The sequence below is a fragment of the Capnocytophaga sp. oral taxon 864 genome (assembly GCF_002998835.1).
GTDB lineage: Bacteria > Bacteroidota > Bacteroidia > Flavobacteriales > Flavobacteriaceae > Capnocytophaga > Capnocytophaga ochracea.
The window spans coordinates 1,605,965-1,626,442 of the sequence record NZ_CP027232.1 but is presented as its reverse complement, the minus strand read 5'-3'; the positions used below and the strand labels follow the sequence as shown (position 1 = coordinate 1,626,442).

Here is a 20,478-nt window from a genome sequence, read left to right as displayed (position 1 = left end):
GTTAAATTATCTTTTATAGACGAGATAAGGAGCGATATAAGTAGGATTATTACGACTTTGTAAGGAGTATATTGGGTATCCTGAATAAGTACGTCCTGTATTTGCTACATAAAATCCTTCTGCAGCTATTTGTATTGTTTTTGTTATGGCATTTGTAGCTTTTGCAAAAATAGTTGCATTTTCAGTTTTCTCCCAAACAGTAGCGTTTGTTTTTTTTAGGGCTCCTGGATTTTTTAAATACAAGCGTTTGTTTCTTAATTCATAATTACAGGTAAGGTAAAGCCATGAATTATTATTTTTATCAAATTTATACGCTATTTGGATTGTGCAAGTTCCATCATTACCAAAGTCCATCCTAAAGATTTCAAAATCTTTAACGCCATCGATTTTTAAGATATTATCATAAAAATCTCGTGACATAAGAGATTTTAAGGTAGAAGGAAGTATTACAAAAGCATTTAATCTTGAAGGAATAACTAGGTAATCATCTGTAACAAATTCATCAGGAGGTACTAATGAATAGTACACCTTTACCGTTACGCCATCAACGGTAGCTTTATAGGTAGGAGGGGTGGTACCATCATCACGTATAAGCTCGGTAAAGTTTTTGCCTTGAATAGTAAGGGCAGGTTTAAAGGCTACTCCTATTTTGGTGGCCACTACTGAGACTTGTGAGAAATCATTGGCATTAGAAAGTGGAGCTATCCCTATACTCCCGTTTTGCATATCGATTTCATAGGGAATAGTAGTACCATTAGTAGTTACTTCCATATAATAATTAGAAATGTTCTCAGCCAAGGCATTGAGGTTGCTTGAAAGAGTGCTAATGTCTGTCCAATCTTGGGCAGTAGCGGGCTCAAAGTACACAAATTGTTCGGTAGATTTGCGCTGGGTTTTGAATTTGAGTTTATCGCCTTCTTTACCGTAATACAGGAACTGATATTCACCTGCATAACCTGCTCCTCGTTTTCCTTGCATCGCATCAGATAGCTCGTGGATATAGGTTTTGGTAGTGAAAGTGAGTTTCACTCCTTGTCCTTGTTGCAATTCGTACTTGCTGGTGGTAGGAGAGATTGTACTACTATTGAAATCAGATACCATTGTTACAAGACCTTCAGGAGTAAACTTCATCAAGAAATGGTAGCCTCCAAACGTGCCTTCTTTGGTAAAGTAGGTAAGTTTCCAGCCTTGAGAGGCGGAAGTAAGGGTGTTGCGGAGTTCGCTTTGATTTTCTTCGAAGCGCTTAGAGGGGCTTTTGCCAAAAAGGTCATCGGGTTCGTTCTTTTGGCAGGCAAAAATTGTAAGAGCCCCTACAAATAGGTATATTAATTTTTTCATTGTTCTACTTTTTATTTTAATACTGATAGCATTTGTTCTTCTACTTTAGCTTGTAGTTGATAGATGTCGATACCCCATTCGCTTTTGAAGTAGGCTACTACAAAAGCTTCCTTCTTGCGAATAGCTTCTTTTCCAGTCGCGCTACTGATAGCGTTTATTTTGGCATCCCAAGCGGTTTTACTCATACTGAGCATCCCAGAAGTCATCTCGGCAAAGTCTTCAATGTCATTCAACATAGAATATGGGGTGATAAAACCAGCGGCGTTAGCATCGGCTTCTCGCACGTTATACCAGTTGGCGGTATAGCCAGAAGGGGTAATCTTACCATATTCAGAAGAATAAGGTTTCTTCTGGTTGATGATGTGGCAATACTCGTGCTGGATGGTATGAAAATACTGGCGTGTACCACTGTGATTGTGGGTGTCGAGCTGGTCGACATTGAAAAGGGTAATTTTCATACCACTATCGGCAAAACCAAGAGTAATGGTACCGCTGGGGTTCACGTTGTATCCTCCAATAAGGGAGATTTGGCGCGGTGCTACTTCTTTTATGAAGTTAGGTCCTGCTACCTCGGAATAGGCATCAATCCATACTTTTTTACGATTTCAAGCATCGGTTGCACTTTGGCTTCAGTAGGGGGGTAGAAGTATTTACCCATTTCGAAATCAGCATCGATATAGTTATAGGTTACTATAATATTGTAAGGCTTTTGGAAGTTGTTGTATATATAGGTATCCAAAGGAGTCTTAGCTGTAACTCTGGGTTTTAACACGCTCTCAGAGTTTAGTGATTCTTTGTTGTTGCAGGCAGCTAACGATAAAGCCAACACTGCGATTATACTTATTTTTTTCATATGATTAACTATTAAAATTAGCAATTATCTTGGGTTTACAGTGATACCATTAGAAACAGCATCTTCAGGAATTTGCAACTCACGACGAGGGTCGTTTTTAAGAAGTTCCATTGTTTGCCCCCTTTTCACGTGCACGACTTTCATTCCGAGGCGTTTGTTGTCTATCCAGCGCAAACCTTCAAACACAAAGGTAGCTCTTCTCACATCGGCTACCGCTTGTAACCATTCGCGTTGTTGGGTAGAAAGCGTATAGGCGGGGTCGAACTCAGTACCTTTGTTTTGATAAATGGTATTCATATCCTCTTCACTTAACACAAAGGAATCGGGGATGTCTTGCATAGTTTTCTTTTTTAGGAAGACTACCAAATCAGTGAGGAACTTCGCTTTTTCGCCTTTCATTAGGTAGGCTTCCAAACGGTTTAAGAATACCTCGTCGTAAGAGATGAGCACTGCCATATCATAGACGTAACCATTACCTGCTGATACATTGGTGTATTTGAAATACTCTTGATATTTAGGGATATTGCGATAGTCATCACGTCCAAAGATAGCAAAAGCCCAAGTAGCACGGAAGGCATTTAGAGGGTGTTTGTTGTCACCTAATACTTCTTCAGATTTCTGCAAAGTCAAACCGTACTTGTTGAAAGCAAAATTTCTTTCATATTTTGAAGAAGCACCTACAATCAGAGCATTAGTGGGTTCATCGGAGCTAGCGTACAAGAGTTGTTGTTGTGCATAAGTGCGTGTGCGTTGTCCTTTCACATCACGTAGCTTATTAGCAGGGGCACTACCAAGAGCTTCATTGGCGTGTGCTATTACCTTATCCCAATCACCTTTTATCAAATAGAAGCGTGAGGCAAAAGCGTGAGCCGCTTCTTTGGTAAAGTGGAATTTAGGTTTAGTATACTTGCTATTATCAATAAGAGATATGCCTTCTGTCAAGTCTTTTTCAATCGCATCGTAATAATTCTTTAAAGGGATGCGTTTGTATATCTCAAAAACTTTTCTTTCGGCTTTGGTAGCATAGGGCAACCCTAAATCGGAAGTGGCAGTAGCGGGGTTGTAGGGCTTGCACCAGAAGAGCCCCAACATAAAGTGTGCATAAGCACGGGCTACGAGTGCTTCGCCTTTGAGATAGTTGAGCTCACTACCTCCTCCGAGTTTTTCTACTGCTTCCAAGGCATAGTTGGCATTAGCAACTGCTGCATAAGCAGCATAGAAATAATGAGGTGGTGTATCCCAAGAGCTATATTCGTTGTTAGTCTCCCAAGAGTACATTTGAGTGTTGAAAATGGAGGACTCGGTGAGGTTCACTTTGTCGCCAGCATTATCGCTCATTGTTTCACAGAAATCTGCATACAAAGCATTGGGGTAGGCTGTTGCCAAGAGCTCTTGTACTTTTTCGGGCGAGTCGAGTTCAGTACGCGCATCGGGTACTTCATCTAAGAATTTATCGCAAGCGGTAAGTGATAAGCCTAAAATAAGGGCTATTATGGGTGTATATATATTCTTTTTCATTGCTACTTGTTTTTAGATTCCAAGGTTGATAGTAAATGTATATTGAGCATTTACAGGGTAAGCTACTCCTCCTGTACGGAAGAACTCAGGGTCTTGCCCATTGAGGTCTTTATGTGCATATATCAAGAACGGATTGGTAGCTTGTAAGCGCAAGGTAAGGTTGTTTATGTGCAAAGCATCCAATACGTCTTTGGCAAAAGTATAAGAAAGACTCATACTTTTCATACGAATAAAAGAGCCATCTACTACTCGCTGGGTAGAATAGTTGTAGGCGTTGTACACACGGCGTAGGGTACTTCTACCTATCTCGTTAACAGTTCTCTTATCGGCAATACCAGGAATATTGGTAGTATATTCGTTGCCTGGGTGTATCCAACGGTTTTTCATTTCTTTAGGAAATACACTTAGGTCGTTGTAATCGACATCATATTGGTCAGGTTTGCGTATCTTGTTACCTGCTGCTATGGTAATCAAGCAACTGAATTCCCAGTTTTTATATTTGAAAGTATTGGAAAGCCCCGCAGTAATATTAGGTTCTACAGGACCTTCCTTTTTGAGATAAGACAAGATATTATCCATACTTTGGAAATCTATTTTATTATAGTCGGTGCTACCGTCGAGCAAGTTAAACACAGGAAGACCTTTATCGTTTAATCCTTTGAAATCATAAGAATACAAGGTATTACGAGCGCCTCCTACTACATTTCCTCCTACTTCACGTACTAAGTTGTACACATTAGGGCGATAGGTAAGACTTGTAATTTCTTGGTTAAAATAGGCAAAATTGATACCGGTATTCCAACTGAAATCGACGGTTTTGATATTTTTGGTATCCAAAGCAAGCTCTATACCTTTAGTCACCATAGAAGCATTGTTTGCTAATTTCACAAGTTGTCCTCCAACACCTGAGGTACGTACATAGTCAATCAAGTCTTTAGAGTTCTTTTGGTAAAGGTCTAATGATAAGTTAACGCGGTTTTTGAACAAACCAAGTTCTATACCTATGTTAGCTTCGTATACTTTTTCCCAAGTAAGCTCGGAGTTTTGAAGCGCTTCTATATAGATAGTGTTTTCTCTATCATTTAGGTTATAACGGTTAGCTACCTCATTTTTAAAGATAGCTAAGGCGTTGCTCGCAGAGCCTAAACCAGCTATAAGTCCGTAGCTAAGGCGGAAAGCGAGGTTTGAGATGGTGCTATTATCTTCGAGGAATTTCTCGTTCGAAGCGTTCCAACGACCACTGACATTCCAAGTAGGTAACCAGCGAGAGCTACGACTTCTACCCAATTGGTTAGAGCCTTCGTAATTGGCAGTACCTGCAAATACGTACCGATTATCATAGGTATAAGTGCCTTGCAAGAAAAAGGCAATACCACGTTCTTTGGTGAAAGATTTACCAAAGTAAGGAGAGTTATCCTGTATCGCTTTTTGAATCACGCGATAATCGGTAAAGGCGGTTCCTCCGCGTGCAAACTGATAACCATATCCGTTGAAGAAAGAGTTATCGCGGTCGGTATGGCGATACTCTTGCCCAAAGAACACTTTTAGGTCGTGTACGTCTTTAAACAAGCGTTTGTACTCTAAGGCATTACGAAAATAATAACTTTGCAAGTTGTTTTCGGTAAGTTTATAAATACCTCCGTTGGGCAATGCTACCTGAGGAATCATATCAGGGTTTTCAGGGTCTTTGAACAAGAAAGGATTGGCTTTGGCAATCACGGTAGTGCGATTGGCGCGATAAGCTCCTACCACGTTAGAGTTTTCTCTCATAGAGTGTTCGTTAGAACTCTTTACGTGGCGTACAGAGCCGAGGAAATTATACTTCAAGCCTTTGGCGAGTTTTACTTCTAAGTCACCTTGAATTTTATACTCAAGCACATTTAAATCCATATAGTTATTGGCGAGCTCGTTGAGGATGTTCATAGGAGCATAGTTATAGCTGTAATACTCATATTGTCCATCATCGCCATAAGGGCGCAAGGCGCGTGTGGTGTTGAGCGCATAGCTAAAAGGGTTGATATCGAAATCACGGTCGTACCCACCACTTACGGTATTAGCTGAACGGTTGTAAGTACCGGGAGCTCTTTGGGTACGGATAGAGCCTTGTGTAAGCACCCCTATCTTTACGCTGGGTGAAAGGGTATAGGTGGTTTTGAGGTTACCGGTTACGCGGTGTACACGGTCAGCAATTGTCCAACCGGGGTCTACAAAGAAACCTACTGAACCATACACCGTTGCATTTTCACCCCCACCTGAAAGACTCACCGTATGGTTTTGAGTGAGCGATGGGCGAAAGAGCGTTTTAAACCAATCGGTATTGGCATATTCGTATTTTTTTAGAAATTCAGTACGTGCTGCTTCGGTATTTTCGAGTAAGAAAGTACCTGTAGCGGGATTAAAGGTATCGATAGCACGATACATTATATTATAAGCCCCACCGTAACGCGCTTGAGTATAAGAAGAAAGCGAAAAGTAGCCTTTGCGTTCCAACTCTTGATATACGTCCATTGTTTCTTGAGAGTTCATAATGTCGTACTGATTATAGTTAGGAATCATACGCACGGACTCTTCTAATTGGTAGTTTATCTGTGTTTTTACGTTTTTCTTACCACTTTTGGTAGTGATAATCACGGCACCGTTCAGGGCGCGTGCTCCGTAAAGAGAAAGGGCTGAGGCATCTTTGAGGATTTCGATGCTCTCGATATCGTTGGCATTGATACCAGAGATAGCGGAGCTTACCAGGGTAGAAGCATCACCCGAAGCGAGTTGCTCGAAGCTAAGGTTTACTACCTCTTCTTGTACGGCACCATCGACCACCCATAGCGGTTTGGTATCGCCGAAGATGGAGGAGCCCCCGCGAATGGTAATTTTAGGTGAAGTACCAAAAGTACCAGAGATGTTCTGCACGTTTACCCCTGCGGCACGACCTTCGATCATACGACCTACATCGACTACGCCGTCCATTTTGATATTGTCGGCTTTGAGGGTTTGAGCATTACCCGTAAATTTAGAACGGTCGAACTCTTGGTAACCAGTAACGACTACTCCTTTAAGTTCAGTTACGTTCTCTTTAAGGACAACGTTAATCACTTTGGCAGTACCTACTACTTTCTCTACTGAGGCGCTCCCCAGTTGAGAAAAGACTAATACGGCGCTGTCATTGGGTACTTTAATGGAGTATTTACCATCGAAATCGGTGGCGACCCCGTGAGAAGTACCTTTTACCAGTACTGAGGCACCGGGTAGTGGAGTGCCTGCTTCATCTTTTACTACCCCTGTTACGGTGCGTTCTTGGGCAAAGGCAACACCAAAGAACAGCACAGTGCATAACAGTGCATACATCAATTTTTCTTTCATCGCTATTATATTATTTCGTTCAATTAATTTTGCAAAGGTTCAGAAAAAAAAATTATAAAAGCAAATTTTATGGGTAATTTTTTCTATGTTAAATAACTAAATGTGTATAATTTCCTAATGCTATTTTTTGAATAAAACAAGTGCATTTCTTGAAAATACCCTATTTTTTTTCATCATTTTGCCGAATTCTTTGCAATATTTTCAGAGAATCGCCAAAAACATTGCGTTTTTTTCAGTTTTTCACATATTGCTTTGCAAAATACTTATTTTCAAGTATATAGGGACTCATAATTCGCTTTTAAGCGCTATTTATTAAACTGTAACTTTCTGTGAAATTTAACTTTATTTAACATTTTGAAATATTATTCTTTTATTGAAATTGAAGTGTTTTTAGGCTAATGAGAGTTTGAGTGATTAGTAAATTAGGTGCGAACCGCACGGGCGGGAGAAAATTAGGAAATAAGAGAATTAGAAAATTAGGAAATGAGGAAATTTGGAAATGGGTAGTGATAAAAAAGGTTTTCAATAGGTGTGAGTTGTCGGACAAATAGGACTGGTTTGAGTTATCGGAGGAAAACGAAAAATATAAAAAGTGAGTTAGGAGGATTTTTGGTGAAAAAAGGGTGTAAGGAGGGTGGGGTTAGCTTATAGAGAGCTTATAGGAAGCTTATACGAATCTTGGACGATTGGTATAGAAAGGGTATATAAAAAGTTGATTCATAATATGATACAACGAGTATAAAAATGGTAAAAACAGGGTTTCGAGGCGAAAGAAAGGGAAAAGGCAATAGGTCTTAGTCCATAGGCACTAGGGGGGAGTATGGCGGAAAAAGGAAGAAATGACGAAGGGCGAGGGGCGAATAACGAGGGACAAATGATGAATCACGAGGGACGAATCACGGAGGTAATGTGAGGTCATAGCGCGATAGACAGGTGAAAAATTAGTAGATTAGCAAATTTGGGAGAGGCTAAAAAGGGAGAACCAAAGACAAAGAGGGTTATATTAACTTTACTAAGTTTGAAACTTTGGCAAAGTGTAGAGACACAAAAGAGGAGGTAGGAAGGAGAAGAGGTGTATGTGAAACGGTTGTAAAATGATATTTAGAAAGAGAAAAAATGTTATTTTTTGCGTATCATTTTTTAGTTATGATTTTATTTTGTACCTTTGCACACTTAAAAGAGTTTGAATTGTTATGCCAAGAATCTATTACAGAGAGAGGAAACTACACGGTCACCCATTAAGGAACGAGGTGATTACCGTTGATTTATTCAATAAAATCATACAACTCAGTGCTTTCATTCCCGAAGATGCCTTGCAGATTTTTGAGCTTCCTCAGAAAACATCGCCGTTGGCTTTTTGGAACAACACCAAAGGTTTTAAGTATGCTGTAGTGTGGAATACCGAAAAACCTCACACTACTTATGAATATGGAGATTTTTATCTACCGAAATCTATTGTGTTCTTTGATGAAAAAGACTCTTATTTTCCTTCTGATTATTATTTTATTGTAAATATAGACAACCAACTGGAACTGAGTCATAGTAGGGCAGGAGCTGATACCGCTTGGTATGAACAACCTCAGTTGCGCAGTAAAGTAACTAATCCTAAACTCATCAAACGCTTCGAAAAGAGTATCAAAGAACTGTATAAACTTCTAAAGAAAAATTAGCAAATTAGCAGATTAGCACATTTGCAAATTAGACAAATGTTTACAACTGAATACGATGTGATAGTAGTGGGCGGAGGACACGCAGGTGCTGAAGCTGTCGCTGCGGCTGCCAATATGGGAGCCAGCACACTACTGATTACTATGAACTTACAACATATCGCCCAAATGAGCTGTAACCCTGCTGTAGGAGGTATTGCCAAAGGGCAGATAGTACGCGAAATAGATGCCTTGGGTGGCTATATGGGGATTATCACTGATAAAACCGCTATTCAATTTAAGATGCTCAACCAATCGAAGGGTCCTGCTATGTGGAGTCCGCGTGCACAATCTGACCGTATGCGTTTTTCGGAAGCGTGGCGATTGCAGTTGGAAAGTCTGCCTACACTTGATTTCTTTCAAGGAATGGTAAACGACCTTCTGATTGAGAAAGACAAGGTAGTAGGAGTACGCACTTCGTTGGGGATTACTATCAAAGCGAAGAGTGTAGTGCTCACCAATGGTACTTTCTTGAACGGAGTGATGCACATAGGGCTGAAACAGTTTGGCGGAGGGCGTGCAGGTGAACCCGCAGCATACGGTATCACCGAGTGCCTCGTACAACACGGTTTTGAGGCGGGACGTATGAAAACAGGTACGCCTCCACGTGTAGATGCACGTTCGCTTGATTTCAGTAAGATGATTCCTCAACCGGGCGATGAACATCCACAAAAGTTTTCTTTCTCTGCTGAAACACAGCCGCTCGCAGTGCAAAAAGACTGCTATATGACATACACCAGCGAGCGCGTACATAATATATTGCGCACAGGCTTCGATCGTTCGCCTATGTTTCAGGGCATTATCCACGGTGTGGGTCCGCGCTATTGCCCTTCGATAGAAGATAAAATAAATCGTTTTGCCGACAAAGACCATCATCAGCTGTTTGTAGAGCCCGAAGGCTGGCATACCGTAGAGATGTACGTGAACGGTTTTTCGACTTCTTTGCCCGAAGAAGTGCAATACGTTGCCCTGAGTCAGGTAGCTGGTTTTGAGAAGGTGAAGTTTTTCCGTCCAGGGTATGCGATAGAGTACGACTATTTTCCGCCTACCCAGCTGAAACATACCCTTGAAACGAAACTCATAGAAAACTTATACTTTGCAGGGCAAATCAACGGAACTACGGGCTATGAAGAAGCTGCTGCACAAGGACTAATGGCAGGAGTGAATGCGGTACTGAAAATACGCGAGCGAGCTCCTTTTGTACTGAAACGCGACGAGGCTTATATAGGAGTTTTGATTGATGACCTCATCACCAAAGGCACCGAAGAGCCTTATCGTATGTTTACCTCACGCGCTGAATACCGCACCCTCTTGCGACAGGATAATGCTGACAGACGATTGACTCCGTTAGGGTATGAAATAGGTACTGTAAGTGAAGCGCGCTATCGTGCGTGGGAAGCCAAAGAACGCAAGGTGAGTGGATTTATCACTTATATAAAGGAATTGAGTGTTACCCCCGAAGAGGTAAACCCTATACTCGAAAAATACGAGTCATCACCAATGAAACAAGGCGACAAGTTTCAAAAGGTACTTTCTCGCCCCGATGTAACTCTTGCTGACTTTGAGGCTATAGACCGTATTGCCGAATATATAAAGAAGAACGAACTTACCGAAGAAGAAAAAACCTGCGCAGAAGTGGAGGTGAAATACGCCGGCTATATAGAAAAAGAGCGCAATAATGCTGATAAACTCAACCGCTTGGAGAGTATGCGTATTCCCGACAACTTCGATTACGACAAGATAGTATCGCTCTCGTTTGAAGGGCGCGAGAAGCTGAAAAAGATACGCCCTGTTACCCTTTCGCAAGCCTCACGCATCAGTGGCGTATCGCCAGCGGATATCAGTGTATTACTGATATATATGGGAAGGTAATTGGTGTGAGGTCGTAGCACGACAGGCGGCAGTGAGCCATACAGACGATTGCAAAATAAAGGAATTGAGAAGGGAAGATTAACTTAGAGCCTAAACATTTAGCGTAATGCGGTGTTTAGGTTTTTGTTTTATAGATATTATAGTTGTTATCGGCAGTTATGGTATTGTAGAATTAAAATTATTTACTACCTTTGCACTCAAAATCATTCTAAATAATAATCGTTATGGAAGAAGTGCGCAACCGTGCTTGTACTGTTGCCGAGCTAAAGAAGGGCGAAAAAGGGATTATACAAGACTTTGATATTACTAAAATACCTCAAAAACTCATTGATTTAGGTTGTTATGCGGATAGTGAAATAGAGGTACTCCAAAAAGCTACTTTTGGCGACCCTATCTATATCCGTATGAATGAGGCATATCTTTCGATTAGAAAGGATATGGCAGAGAATATTCAATTAGCAAATTAGGTGCGAGCCGCACGAGCAAATTAATTAGCAAATTAGTAAATTGGCAAATTTAAAAATCGCCCTTGTGGGCAACCCTAATACCGGTAAAACTTCGCTCTTCAATGCACTGACGGGCTTGAACCAAAAGGTAGGCAACTACCCTGGTATTACTGTCGAAAAAAAAATAGGATACTGCAAGCTTTCCGATACCCAGCAAGCCGAAATCATAGACTTGCCGGGTGCCTATAGTCTCAACCCAAGCTCGGAAGACGAGCACGTGGCTATAAATGTGCTTACACATAACTCTGAGCCTCATTACCCTGATGTGGTGGTAGTGGTGTGTGAGGTGAGTAACCTCAAGCAAAATCTCTTGCTCTTTACCCAAGTAAAAGACCTTGGGTTGCCTACGATACTTGTTATCAATATGGTAGACCAGATGCACAAAAAGGGTATCAGTATTGAGGTGGAAAAATTAGCGCAAGCTTTGCAGACGAAAGTTGTGCTCACTAGTACTCGCAAAGGCGAAGGACTTGCAGAACTGAAAGAAGCGATTGTAAATTATCAACAACTGTCGCTCACTCCTTGCGTAGATATCTCTCGCTTAGAGGCAATGACTTTTGGCACTTCGGAAAGTGAGCAACGGCGCAAACAGCAAAAAGAAACAATACTTCGCTATCAGTTTATCAACAAAATACTGAAAGAGACGTATACGGTAGACCAGCGCAAAGCACAGACGCTTCGCGCACATCTCGACCGCTTCCTCATACACCCCTTCTTTGGCTATGTGGTGTTTGCTGCGATACTCTTGCTTATTTTCCAAGCAGTATTTACTTGGTCGAGCTATCCAATGGATTGGATAGAAAACGGTTTCAATGTTTTTGGGGAATGGCTTGCTACTAAACTACCCGCTGGGGCACTTAGCGAATTACTAATAGAGGGTATCATACCAGGAATCGCAGGTATCACAGTGTTTATCCCCCAAATAGCTGTACTCTTCACCTTGATTGCTCTATTGGAAGAAAGTGGCTATATGAGTAGGGTGGTGTTCTTGATGGACAATGTAATGCGTCGTTTTGGGCTCAGTGGTAAGAGTGTTGTTCCTCTGATTTCGGGAGCAGCTTGTGCCGTACCTGCCGTGATGATTGCCCGCAATATTGAGAATTGGAAAGAACGCCTAATCACCATACTTGTTACTCCGTTTATGACCTGTTCGGCGCGTTTGCCTGTATATCTCATCATCATTAACTTGGTAATCCCAGACGGTGATTTTTGCTGGATTAGCTATAAAGCGTGGACCTTCTTTGCGATGTACTTTTTGGGCTTTGCGGTAGCTTTGCTCTCGGCTTTTATCTTAGACAAAGTACTGAAGATGCACAAGAACAGCAGTTTCTTTATCGCAGAAATTCCCGATTATAAAATTCCGCTTTTACGTAATGTATGTCTCACTGTATACGAGAAGACCAAAGGCTTTGTAATAGGAGCCGGGAAGTTCATTTTAGCAATTTCGATACTTTTGTGGTTCTTAGGGTCTCACGGGGTAGGAGAAAAGTACAACAGCATAGAGACTACCGCCGAGCAGTTGGCACAAACTCACCAGTGGACTGCCGAGCAGAAAGCACATTACATAGAAGCCCAAAGTCTTGAATACTCGTTTTTGGGTTACATAGGCAAAGGAATAGAGCCCGTATTTCGCCCGCTGGGCTACGATTGGAAAATCAGTATAGGGGTAGTAGCCTCGTTTGCAGCGCGAGAGGTGTTCATTAGTACCCTATCAACGGTTTATAGTTTAGGAAAAGATTTGGATACCGAAGGTGAAGAGGGTGAACGTACTATCTTGGCAAAAATGCGCGCTGAAGTACGTCCTGATGGTACGCCTGTATACACACTCGGCACCGGTATTTCGCTCTTGCTCTATTACGCTTTTGCAATGCAGTGTCTTAGCACTGTTGCCGTAGTACGAAAAGAGACCAACAGCTGGAAATGGACAGCTATCCAATGGATATTTATGACGGGAATTGCCTACGTGAGTGCAATGATGGCATTTTTTTTAATTAGATAATTAGCAGATTGCCCCCGTTCCCCCGAGGGGGGACAATCCGTAAAGACGATAATCGACAAATAATGAAGTTAGGTTTAGTATTTTCAGGTGGCGGGGTGCGCGCTTTGGCACACGCTGGATTGTTGAAGGCTTTGGAAGAAAAAGGCTTGCAACCCTCAATTATTTCGGGTACCAGTGGTGGAGCGCTTATTGGGGCACTCTACGCTTGTGGGGTAAAGCCCGAAGATATGGTGCATTTTTTTAAGGAAACACCTGTGTTCAAATGGTCGATGCTCACTTTTAAAAAAGTGGGATTAGTAGATAGTGCTAAATATACCAAGTTCTTTAAAAAACAATTCCAATGTCCGACTTTTGAAGACTTGCGTTTGCCCTTAGTGGTAACAGCTACCAATCTGCTGAACGGTAAAGTACAGTATTTTAGCAAAGGAGAGCTCATTCAGCCCCTCATTGCATCGTCGGCATTACCGCCTTACTTCTCACCGGTGAGAATAGGAGACAGTTTATATTGCGATGGTGGACTGCTGGACAACTTCCCTATAGAACCCCTCAAAGACCGATGCGATAGAATTATAGGGAGCTTTGTGAATCCGTTAGAAACGATTACCGAGAAGGAGCTCAGCAACTCGTTCCAGTTTATGCAACGCATTTACAACATCACTATGGATGGCAATTATAACCGCAAGTTTAAAAAATGTGACTACTTACTACTACATAACCTCAGCAATGTAGGCGTACTCGATACTAAAAAGCTCGATCAAGCCTTCGAATATGGATACGAACAAACAATTATCAAATTAGCTGATTTGTCAGTTAGCTAATGAGTAGAGGCAAACATTGACAAATTACTAAATTAAGACATTAACTTTATGAGTGAGATTTCTAAAATTCTATTCTTGGTATCGGATAGTTTGCTGATACCCGACATTATTGTACTCTTGGTACTTTTTGTGCGCGCTTTATTATTAGTAGGTAGTTTCTACAATCGCTTCATCACTAAATACAAAAACGACAAACAGCTGAATGAAGCTATCAGGACGCTCACACCCGAAAGCGCAGAACAGCTTAAAGCTCTATTGCCCGCACGCGATAACGCTCTTTACACTCAATACTTGCGTGATATTCTTAGCCATATACCCGATGAGGCTTATTACGACTATATGATTTCCAACTTCGAGAATGAAGGCGAAAAAGACATAGCCACCTCTAAGCTGTTGGCAAAAGTAGGTCCCGTTTTGGGGCTCATCGGTACGCTTATTGCTATGAGTCCGGCGCTTACGGGGCTCTCCACCGGAGACATTTCTAAGATGGCAAGTAATATGCAAGTGGTATTTGCCACCACCGTTGTAGGCTTAGTGATTAGTTTAGTAGGGTTGGTAACTTTGCAGTTCAAACAACGCTGGTATAGCAAAGAAATCAACAACCTTGAATATGTAAGTAGAGTATTAACTCAACCCGCAAGACAATGAAAACAAACCGACGCATATCCCGACTCAAAGACGATGATGCCGACCCGCTAAGTGTAGTAGTAAACCTCTTTGACGTGGCAATGGTCTTTGCCGTTGCCTTAATGGTATCGATGGTGATGAACCTGAATATGGCAGATTTCTTTTCGGGTGAAGATTTTACCATTGTAAAGAAGAAAGGTGATGATATGGAAATCATTCGTCGTGAAGGACAAAAAATCACTAAATATAAAACTGTAGAAGGTGCAACCCCCGACGCTTCTACCACTCAGAAAAAAGGTAAACGCCTCGGGGTAATGTACGAAACCGAGAATGGCGAAACTATATTGTTGCCTGATGAAGAATAAGCATAAATAAACCCTATTAAATATGAAAAAGTTTCTCATTAATTTCGTTGTTGTACTGCTACTACTCATAGGAACCCTTTACGTGGCGGGCTATGGTTATATTCTCAAAGCAGTAGTGGTGGTCTACGGCACGGGGCATACTACTACTTTCCTTGATGATTATACCTATTTTGACAATCGTACAATTGCTAAAAGTCCTACTCCTCAGCCTTGGCCACTTTCAGCGGATTACAACAAAATACCCGAAACCCCCGAGTTACAAAATGCTCACAAGAAATACGGAACGGTAGCTTTCCTTATTATCAAAGGTGATAGTATATGGCACGAACAGTATTTTGAAGGCTATAATACTGAGAGTAAGAGCAATTCGTTTTCTATGGCAAAAAGCTATGTCTCGGCGCTCTTGGGTAGGGCTATTGCCGATGGTTATATCAAGAGTCTCGACCAAAAAGTAAGCGATTTCTTCCCTGAGTACAAAAAAGGCTTCGGAGCCCAGCTTACGGTAGGCGACCTGTCGTCTATGGCATCAGGGCTTGACTGGGACGAGGCGTATTACAATCCGTTTTCTATTACGACTCGTGCTTATTTTGATAAACATTTTAGAGAAAAGATGCTCCAACTGAGGATTGTTTCTCCTCCTGGGAAAGCCTATAAATACCTCAGTGGAAATACTTTCCTTTTGGGAATGGTATTGGAGAAAGCTACAAAGAAGACCCTTACTCAGTATCTCACCGAAAGCTTATGGCAACCGATGGGTTGTGAGAGCGATGCTCTTTGGCAATTGGACAGTAAAGAAAGCGGACTCGAAAAAGCGTATTGTTGTATTGCTTCGAATGCACGTGATTTTGCCCGCCTCGGGAAACTCTATCGAGATAATGGTAAGTGGAACGGCAAACAGCTATTAGACTCTACCTTTGTGGCGACTTCCGTACAACCGCGCTTTGCCGAGAGTCCAGAATACGGCTATGGTTGGTGGTTATTAGACTATAAAGATACCCATTTCTTTATGATGCGTGGACATTTGGGACAATACGTAATAGTAAATCCTACTGATAAAGTCATCATTGTGCGTTTAGGACATTGCACTGCCGATACCTCTCCTGAAGGCAGTAAGTTTACTCAGGACATTTATGATTATATAGATGAGGCATATAAGGTTTTAGATGTTAGAGGGTAGTAGAGCGATGAGACTTTAAATTAATAGTTGAATTTCAGTAAAAATGCTTAACAAGATTAATCTTGAAGATATTCTCTTCTTAGACATAGAAACGGTACCACTCTATGAACAACACGCTGAGCTTTCGGTTTTAGAACAAGAACTGTGGGAGGAAAAGACACGTTATCAGCGGAAAGATGAGTTTACTGCTGAAGAATTTTACGACCGTGCAGGTATTTGGGCGGAGTTTGGGAAGATTGTATGTATATCAGTAGGCTACTTTTCTTTTCGACATCAGCAACGCACTTTTAGGGTTACCTCGTTTGTGGGAGAGGAAGAAGTATTGTTAAAAGATTTTGTACGTTTGGTAGAAGAACACTTTTCACGCGCTAATAAATTGTTTTGTGCTCATAACGGCAAAGAGTTTGACTTTCCTTACCTTTCGCGACGTATGATTATTAATGGTATTCCTATTCCTCAAAAACTACAGCTCTTTGGCAAGAAACCTTGGGAGATTCCACATCTCGATACTCTTGAACTATGGAAATTTGGTGATTATAAACACTTCACTTCGCTGAAGCTCTTGGCTCATATTTTGGGCATTCCTTCGCCTAAAGACGATATTAATGGTAGCGAAGTGCGTGATGTGTTCTACAATGAAGGTGATGTAGACCGCATTGCTACTTATTGTGAAAAAGATACTATTACAGTAGCCCAAATACTGCTACGTTTCCGCAACGAAGAGCTTCTAACCGATGATGAAATTCTAATTGTAGGGCATTAACTTTTACTTCTATTTTAAATACTGAGGTTCAAAATAAGCAATATCTTCAAAGTCTTGTTTTGTATATTTTTCTATAGCAAACGGAAGCATATCTTTTGCCTCAGGGAAGGCATTGGGTATAAATACAGCATTAGGATGCTTACAGATAGTAGCAAACTTCGTACTACCATCACCTAAAAAAGTTACTTTACCCCTATTTAGTTCTTCTTGATAACTATGCTCATCGAGGATTTTAGCTTCAGTAGGACTCACAAACTGATAAGCACTATTAAACACGGCGCTATACACCTCCATACGGCGTGCATCGAGCATAGGGATAATGCAATTACCCTGAGCTTGGTGAGCGAGGATTTGCAAGGTAGGAATAGCAATTAAGGGTTTCTCCAAAGCAAAGCAAAGACCCTTGGCAGTAGCAATACCAATGCGCAAACCTGTATAAGAGCCTGCACCAGCACTTACGGCTATAGCATCAACCGCAGAAAGGGACAAGGAGGCTTGTTGCATTACGTCTTCAATGAAGAGATGTAAGTTTTCAGAATGGGTAAACTTGCCTGCATTCTCAGATTTTTCAGCTATAATATGATTGTCTTTTGATAGGGCTACCGAGCAATTGAGTCCTGAAGTTTCTATGTGAAGGATAATCATTTTTGTTGTATTTTTCAACTTAGGGGGAATGTGTGACGCAAAAGCGACTGTTTATTTTTCACTTTTCCCAGAAACAATAAGAACTATTTCTCCTTTAATATTCTTATCTTTATAATAGTCTAAAAGTTGTTGGAGGGTGCCACGTTGGGTCTCTTCGTGTAGCTTAGTGAGCTCACGTGAGAGACTCGCAGGACGGTCGGTACCGAAAGTGGTGATAAAGTCAGTGAGGGTTTTGAGCAATTTATGCGGGGAGATGTAGAAAATCATCGTTTTGGTTTCAGTTGTGAGCCGAGAGAGGCGCGTTTGTCGTCCTTTTTTATCGGGGAGGAAACCTTCGAAGGTAAAACGGTCGTTAGGCAGACCACTGTTTACCAAGGCAGGCACAAAGGCTGTAGCTCCTGGTAAGCATTCTACATCTACTCCCTCAGTAAGGCAAGCACGTGTAAGCAAGAAGCCGGGATCGGAAATGGCAGGTGTTCCTGCATCGGTGATGAGTGCTACGGTAGTACCCCCTTTGATGCGCTGTACCCAACCGTCTACCACTTTGTGCTCGTTGAACAGGTGGTAACTTTGCATAGGGGTATGGATATCGTAGTGTTTGAGAAGCTTACTACTGGTGCGCGTATCTTCGGCTAAGATGATATCAACCTCTTTGAGCAAACGGAGTGCTCGCAAGGTTATATCTTCGAGATTGCCTATGGGGGTAGGAATGAGATAGAGTTTGCTCATTACACTTCAAAGCGTTTGAGGAGGAGAGAAAGGAAGCGTTCTTCGTATTCCTCTTTGTCTTTCCAATAGTTGTAAGTAGGTTTTATTTCTTGTTCTAAGTATAAAACAGCATCTTGCATTGTATTGAGTTCTCCGATATGTTTTACAACTTTGTTATATTCGCTTTCACTACCAAGGAAGAGTTTTTGTACAAAAGCCAATTTATCATTCAAACCTATTTGAGCATTTTTACCTAACTTATCGTTAAGAGATTGTACGGGTTTTATATTCTCATCAGTTTCTTTTCTATCGAATACTGTGTTCTTAGACTGAGAGATATATTCTTCTAAGGAAGGGGATTGCTTTAAGATACGTTGTTCATCGGTGTACTGAGGTTGCTCAATAAACTGTTCGGGCTGTGTTACTTGCTGAGGTTGCTCGATAGCAAAATCTATTTGAGATGTTTCTACTCTTTTGGGTTGTTCCACAGGTACTGCCCATTCAGGTTCGGGCTGATGTACTTCTACTTGGGGTTGCGCTATTTTTGTAGTTTGTTTTTGAACGGGTTTTGGTTCCATTGCTACAAACGAAGTTTTTTCTTTTGTTTGTCCTTTAGGAGCAATAGGGTGCACTTCGGTAGCTTCTACGTTGATGTCGAAAATATCTTTTTCTTGATTTTCATCAATGAAATTAGATACTTTTTTCATCATTGAGTTTTTTCGGTTTTCATTAGCACCTAAGTCTTGATAATATTTATCAACGAAACTCAATATAGTGATTTTTTCAGCTAATTTATGAGCCTGTCTATTGAGTTCTATGAGGTTAAGTTTCCCTTGTTTAGCAATAATTTCGGTAGCGAGAGCTACTAAACTTTGTTCTAATTCTTCTTTCATAGATTGCTATTCTTTAGTTAAGATGTGGCAAAGATATAAAATATTTTTGAATAATAAAGAAATAACAAAAAAACAGACTGCCCCAGAAAATCTTTTTGAAGCAGTCTGTTTTTTTTAGATTACTTAATTGAAGCTTCGTAAATACCTTCGATAGTGTGAGTTAAAGTATCGTTGAACTGAGCATCGGTTTGCTGAGCTGAGAGTCCTTCGGTAAGTGCTCTTGAGAAACTGGCGATTACGCCTTTATTTTCGGCAAGGATATCATTGGCTTTCTCTCTTGGGTAACCTCCTGAAAGGGCGACTACACGCACTACACGAGGGTGCTTGGTGAACTCTTTGTAGAGATTGTTAATAGTTGGCAAAGAGAGTTTGAGCATCACATTGAAAGTATCGGGGAGGGCATCGAGGTGTTTTCTTATCTCGTCGCGCAAGATAGCTTCGGCAGGTGATTTATCGGGGATATTGATATCTACTTCGGGCTCTATAATAGGCACGAGTCCTGCTTTTACGATTTGTTTGGCTATCTCAAACTGCTGTTTTACCACTCGTGCAATACCGTCAGGAGAGGCTTTTTTAATGACTGAGCGCATTTTGGTGCCGAAGATATGACGCTCATTGGCACGCTCTAAGAGTTCTGTAAGACCGCCAATAGGTTTCATCAGTTGAACGCCATCGGCGTCTAAGCTTTCTAAGCCTTTATCGACTTTTAGGAAGGGAACTATATGTTTTTCTTCCCAGAGATAATCGGCGGTATATTTACCGTCGATTTTTCTATCCATTGTCTGTTCGAAAAGGATAGCACCGATAATTTTATGGCTGTTAAAAGCGGGGCTTTTGATGATGCGGGTACGCATTTGGTGAATGAGGTCAAACATTTGGTCTTCATTGCTATATTGGTCTTCATTCACACCGTAAAGTTTAAGGGCTTTTGGGGTACTACCGCCACTTTGGTCGAGGGCTGCGATAAAGCCCTTGCCATCTTTCATTTGTTTGAGTTGTTCTTTTTTCATAGTGTGTTACTGTTTAAAAGATAGTACAAAGGTACGAAATATTTTTTAATTGACAAAAATTAATAATACTGGAAATGCGAAAGATGCGAGCTACACGGGCGAGGAAAAATTAGAAAATTAGCAAATTAGAAAATGAGAGAATGAGGAAATGAGAAAATGGAGTGTGAGGTTGTATTAGAGAAATGAGGCTGTGCCTCAGAAATTAAACAAATTTTAAACAAAATCAAGGCTACGCCTTGTAAACCAGCGGAAATATTGTCAGTTTATTCAACTTTGGCAAAGGAGCGAGCCACACAGGCAGTCGTAGCACGACGGGCTATTAA

Annotated in this window: 16 protein-coding genes and 2 pseudogenes; 10 read left to right on the top strand and 8 right to left on the bottom strand. The window is 41.2% G+C overall.

The features are described 5' to 3' along the window. Window positions 1-6: 6 nt before the first annotated feature. The 4 genes and pseudogenes from C3V44_RS07175 to C3V44_RS07160 form a co-directional block, all read right to left on the bottom strand. A complete protein-coding gene (locus C3V44_RS07175; RefSeq protein WP_106096007.1) occupies window positions 7-1,338 on the bottom strand; it encodes a DUF4302 domain-containing protein in 1,332 nt (443 codons plus the stop codon). 11 nt (window positions 1,339-1,349) lie between these two features. Beyond that, window positions 1,350-2,191, bottom strand: a pseudogene (locus C3V44_RS07170) (putative zinc-binding metallopeptidase). Between the two features lie 24 nt (window positions 2,192-2,215). Continuing rightward, window positions 2,216-3,709: a RagB/SusD family nutrient uptake outer membrane protein gene (locus C3V44_RS07165; RefSeq protein WP_106096006.1), complete on the bottom strand. Its 1,494-nt coding sequence runs from the start codon at window positions 3,707-3,709 to the stop codon at window positions 2,216-2,218. A gap of 12 nt (window positions 3,710-3,721) precedes the next feature. Next, window positions 3,722-7,066 (bottom strand): SusC/RagA family TonB-linked outer membrane protein, encoded by a 3,345-nt coding sequence (locus tag C3V44_RS07160; protein ID WP_106096005.1) that lies wholly within the window; start codon window positions 7,064-7,066, stop codon window positions 3,722-3,724. A 499-nt stretch (window positions 7,067-7,565) separates the two neighbouring features. On the opposite strand from C3V44_RS07160, the pseudogene C3V44_RS12255 reads away from it, so the two are divergent. From C3V44_RS12255 to C3V44_RS07110, 10 genes and pseudogenes are all read left to right on the top strand, one after another. Further along, window positions 7,566-7,717: pseudogene (locus tag C3V44_RS12255) on the top strand (glycine cleavage system protein T). A gap of 542 nt (window positions 7,718-8,259) precedes the next feature. Next, window positions 8,260-8,736 (top strand): hypothetical protein, encoded by a 477-nt coding sequence (locus C3V44_RS07150; protein ID WP_009751603.1) that lies wholly within the window; start codon window positions 8,260-8,262, stop codon window positions 8,734-8,736. Between the two features lie 36 nt (window positions 8,737-8,772). Beyond that, entirely contained in the window at window positions 8,773-10,644 is a 1,872-nt protein-coding gene (mnmG, locus tag C3V44_RS07145) for a tRNA uridine-5-carboxymethylaminomethyl(34) synthesis enzyme MnmG (RefSeq protein ID WP_106096004.1), read from the top strand. 224 nt (window positions 10,645-10,868) lie between these two features. Further along, a complete protein-coding gene (locus C3V44_RS07140) occupies window positions 10,869-11,111 on the top strand; it encodes a FeoA family protein (protein ID WP_106096003.1) in 243 nt (80 codons plus the stop codon). Window positions 11,112-11,151: 40 nt separating this feature from the next. After that, complete coding sequence (gene feoB, locus C3V44_RS07135) at window positions 11,152-13,149, top strand: ferrous iron transport protein B (protein WP_174683114.1); 1,998 nt, start codon at window positions 11,152-11,154, stop codon at window positions 13,147-13,149. Window positions 13,150-13,211: 62 nt separating this feature from the next. Beyond that, window positions 13,212-13,967, top strand: a complete 756-nt coding sequence (locus C3V44_RS07130; RefSeq protein WP_106096643.1) for a patatin-like phospholipase family protein — start codon at window positions 13,212-13,214, stop codon at window positions 13,965-13,967. Window positions 13,968-14,015: 48 nt separating this feature from the next. After that, window positions 14,016-14,615, top strand: a complete 600-nt coding sequence (locus tag C3V44_RS07125) for a MotA/TolQ/ExbB proton channel family protein (protein WP_009419083.1) — start codon at window positions 14,016-14,018, stop codon at window positions 14,613-14,615. Beyond that, a complete protein-coding gene (locus tag C3V44_RS07120) occupies window positions 14,612-14,959 on the top strand; it encodes a DUF2149 domain-containing protein (RefSeq protein ID WP_106096002.1) in 348 nt (115 codons plus the stop codon). Before C3V44_RS07125 ends, C3V44_RS07120 begins: the two co-directional genes overlap by 4 nt. 22 nt (window positions 14,960-14,981) lie before the next feature. Next, window positions 14,982-16,136: a serine hydrolase gene (locus C3V44_RS07115; RefSeq protein ID WP_106096001.1), complete on the top strand. Its 1,155-nt coding sequence runs from the start codon at window positions 14,982-14,984 to the stop codon at window positions 16,134-16,136. 43 nt (window positions 16,137-16,179) lie between these two features. Further along, a complete protein-coding gene (locus tag C3V44_RS07110) occupies window positions 16,180-16,899 on the top strand; it encodes a 3'-5' exonuclease (RefSeq protein WP_106096000.1) in 720 nt (239 codons plus the stop codon). Window positions 16,900-16,908: 9 nt separating this feature from the next. On the opposite strand, the gene tsaB is transcribed toward C3V44_RS07110, so the two are convergent. The 4 genes from tsaB to C3V44_RS07090 form a co-directional block, all read right to left on the bottom strand. Further along, window positions 16,909-17,544, bottom strand: coding sequence for a tRNA (adenosine(37)-N6)-threonylcarbamoyltransferase complex dimerization subunit type 1 TsaB (gene tsaB, locus C3V44_RS07105; RefSeq protein ID WP_016478482.1), 636 nt, complete (start codon window positions 17,542-17,544; stop codon window positions 16,909-16,911). 51 nt (window positions 17,545-17,595) lie between these two features. Next, window positions 17,596-18,273: a 16S rRNA (cytidine(1402)-2'-O)-methyltransferase gene (gene rsmI / locus C3V44_RS07100; RefSeq protein WP_016478483.1), complete on the bottom strand. Its 678-nt coding sequence runs from the start codon at window positions 18,271-18,273 to the stop codon at window positions 17,596-17,598. Further along, window positions 18,273-19,145, bottom strand: a complete 873-nt coding sequence (locus C3V44_RS07095; RefSeq protein ID WP_016478484.1) for a hypothetical protein — start codon at window positions 19,143-19,145, stop codon at window positions 18,273-18,275. Before C3V44_RS07095 ends, rsmI begins: the two co-directional genes overlap by 1 nt. 119 nt (window positions 19,146-19,264) lie before the next feature. Further along, the gene (locus C3V44_RS07090) at window positions 19,265-20,155 is read right to left on the bottom strand and encodes a fructose bisphosphate aldolase (RefSeq protein ID WP_016478485.1); all 891 of its coding nucleotides are present in this window, start codon (window positions 20,153-20,155) and stop codon (window positions 19,265-19,267) included. Window positions 20,156-20,478: the final 323 nt, after the last annotated feature.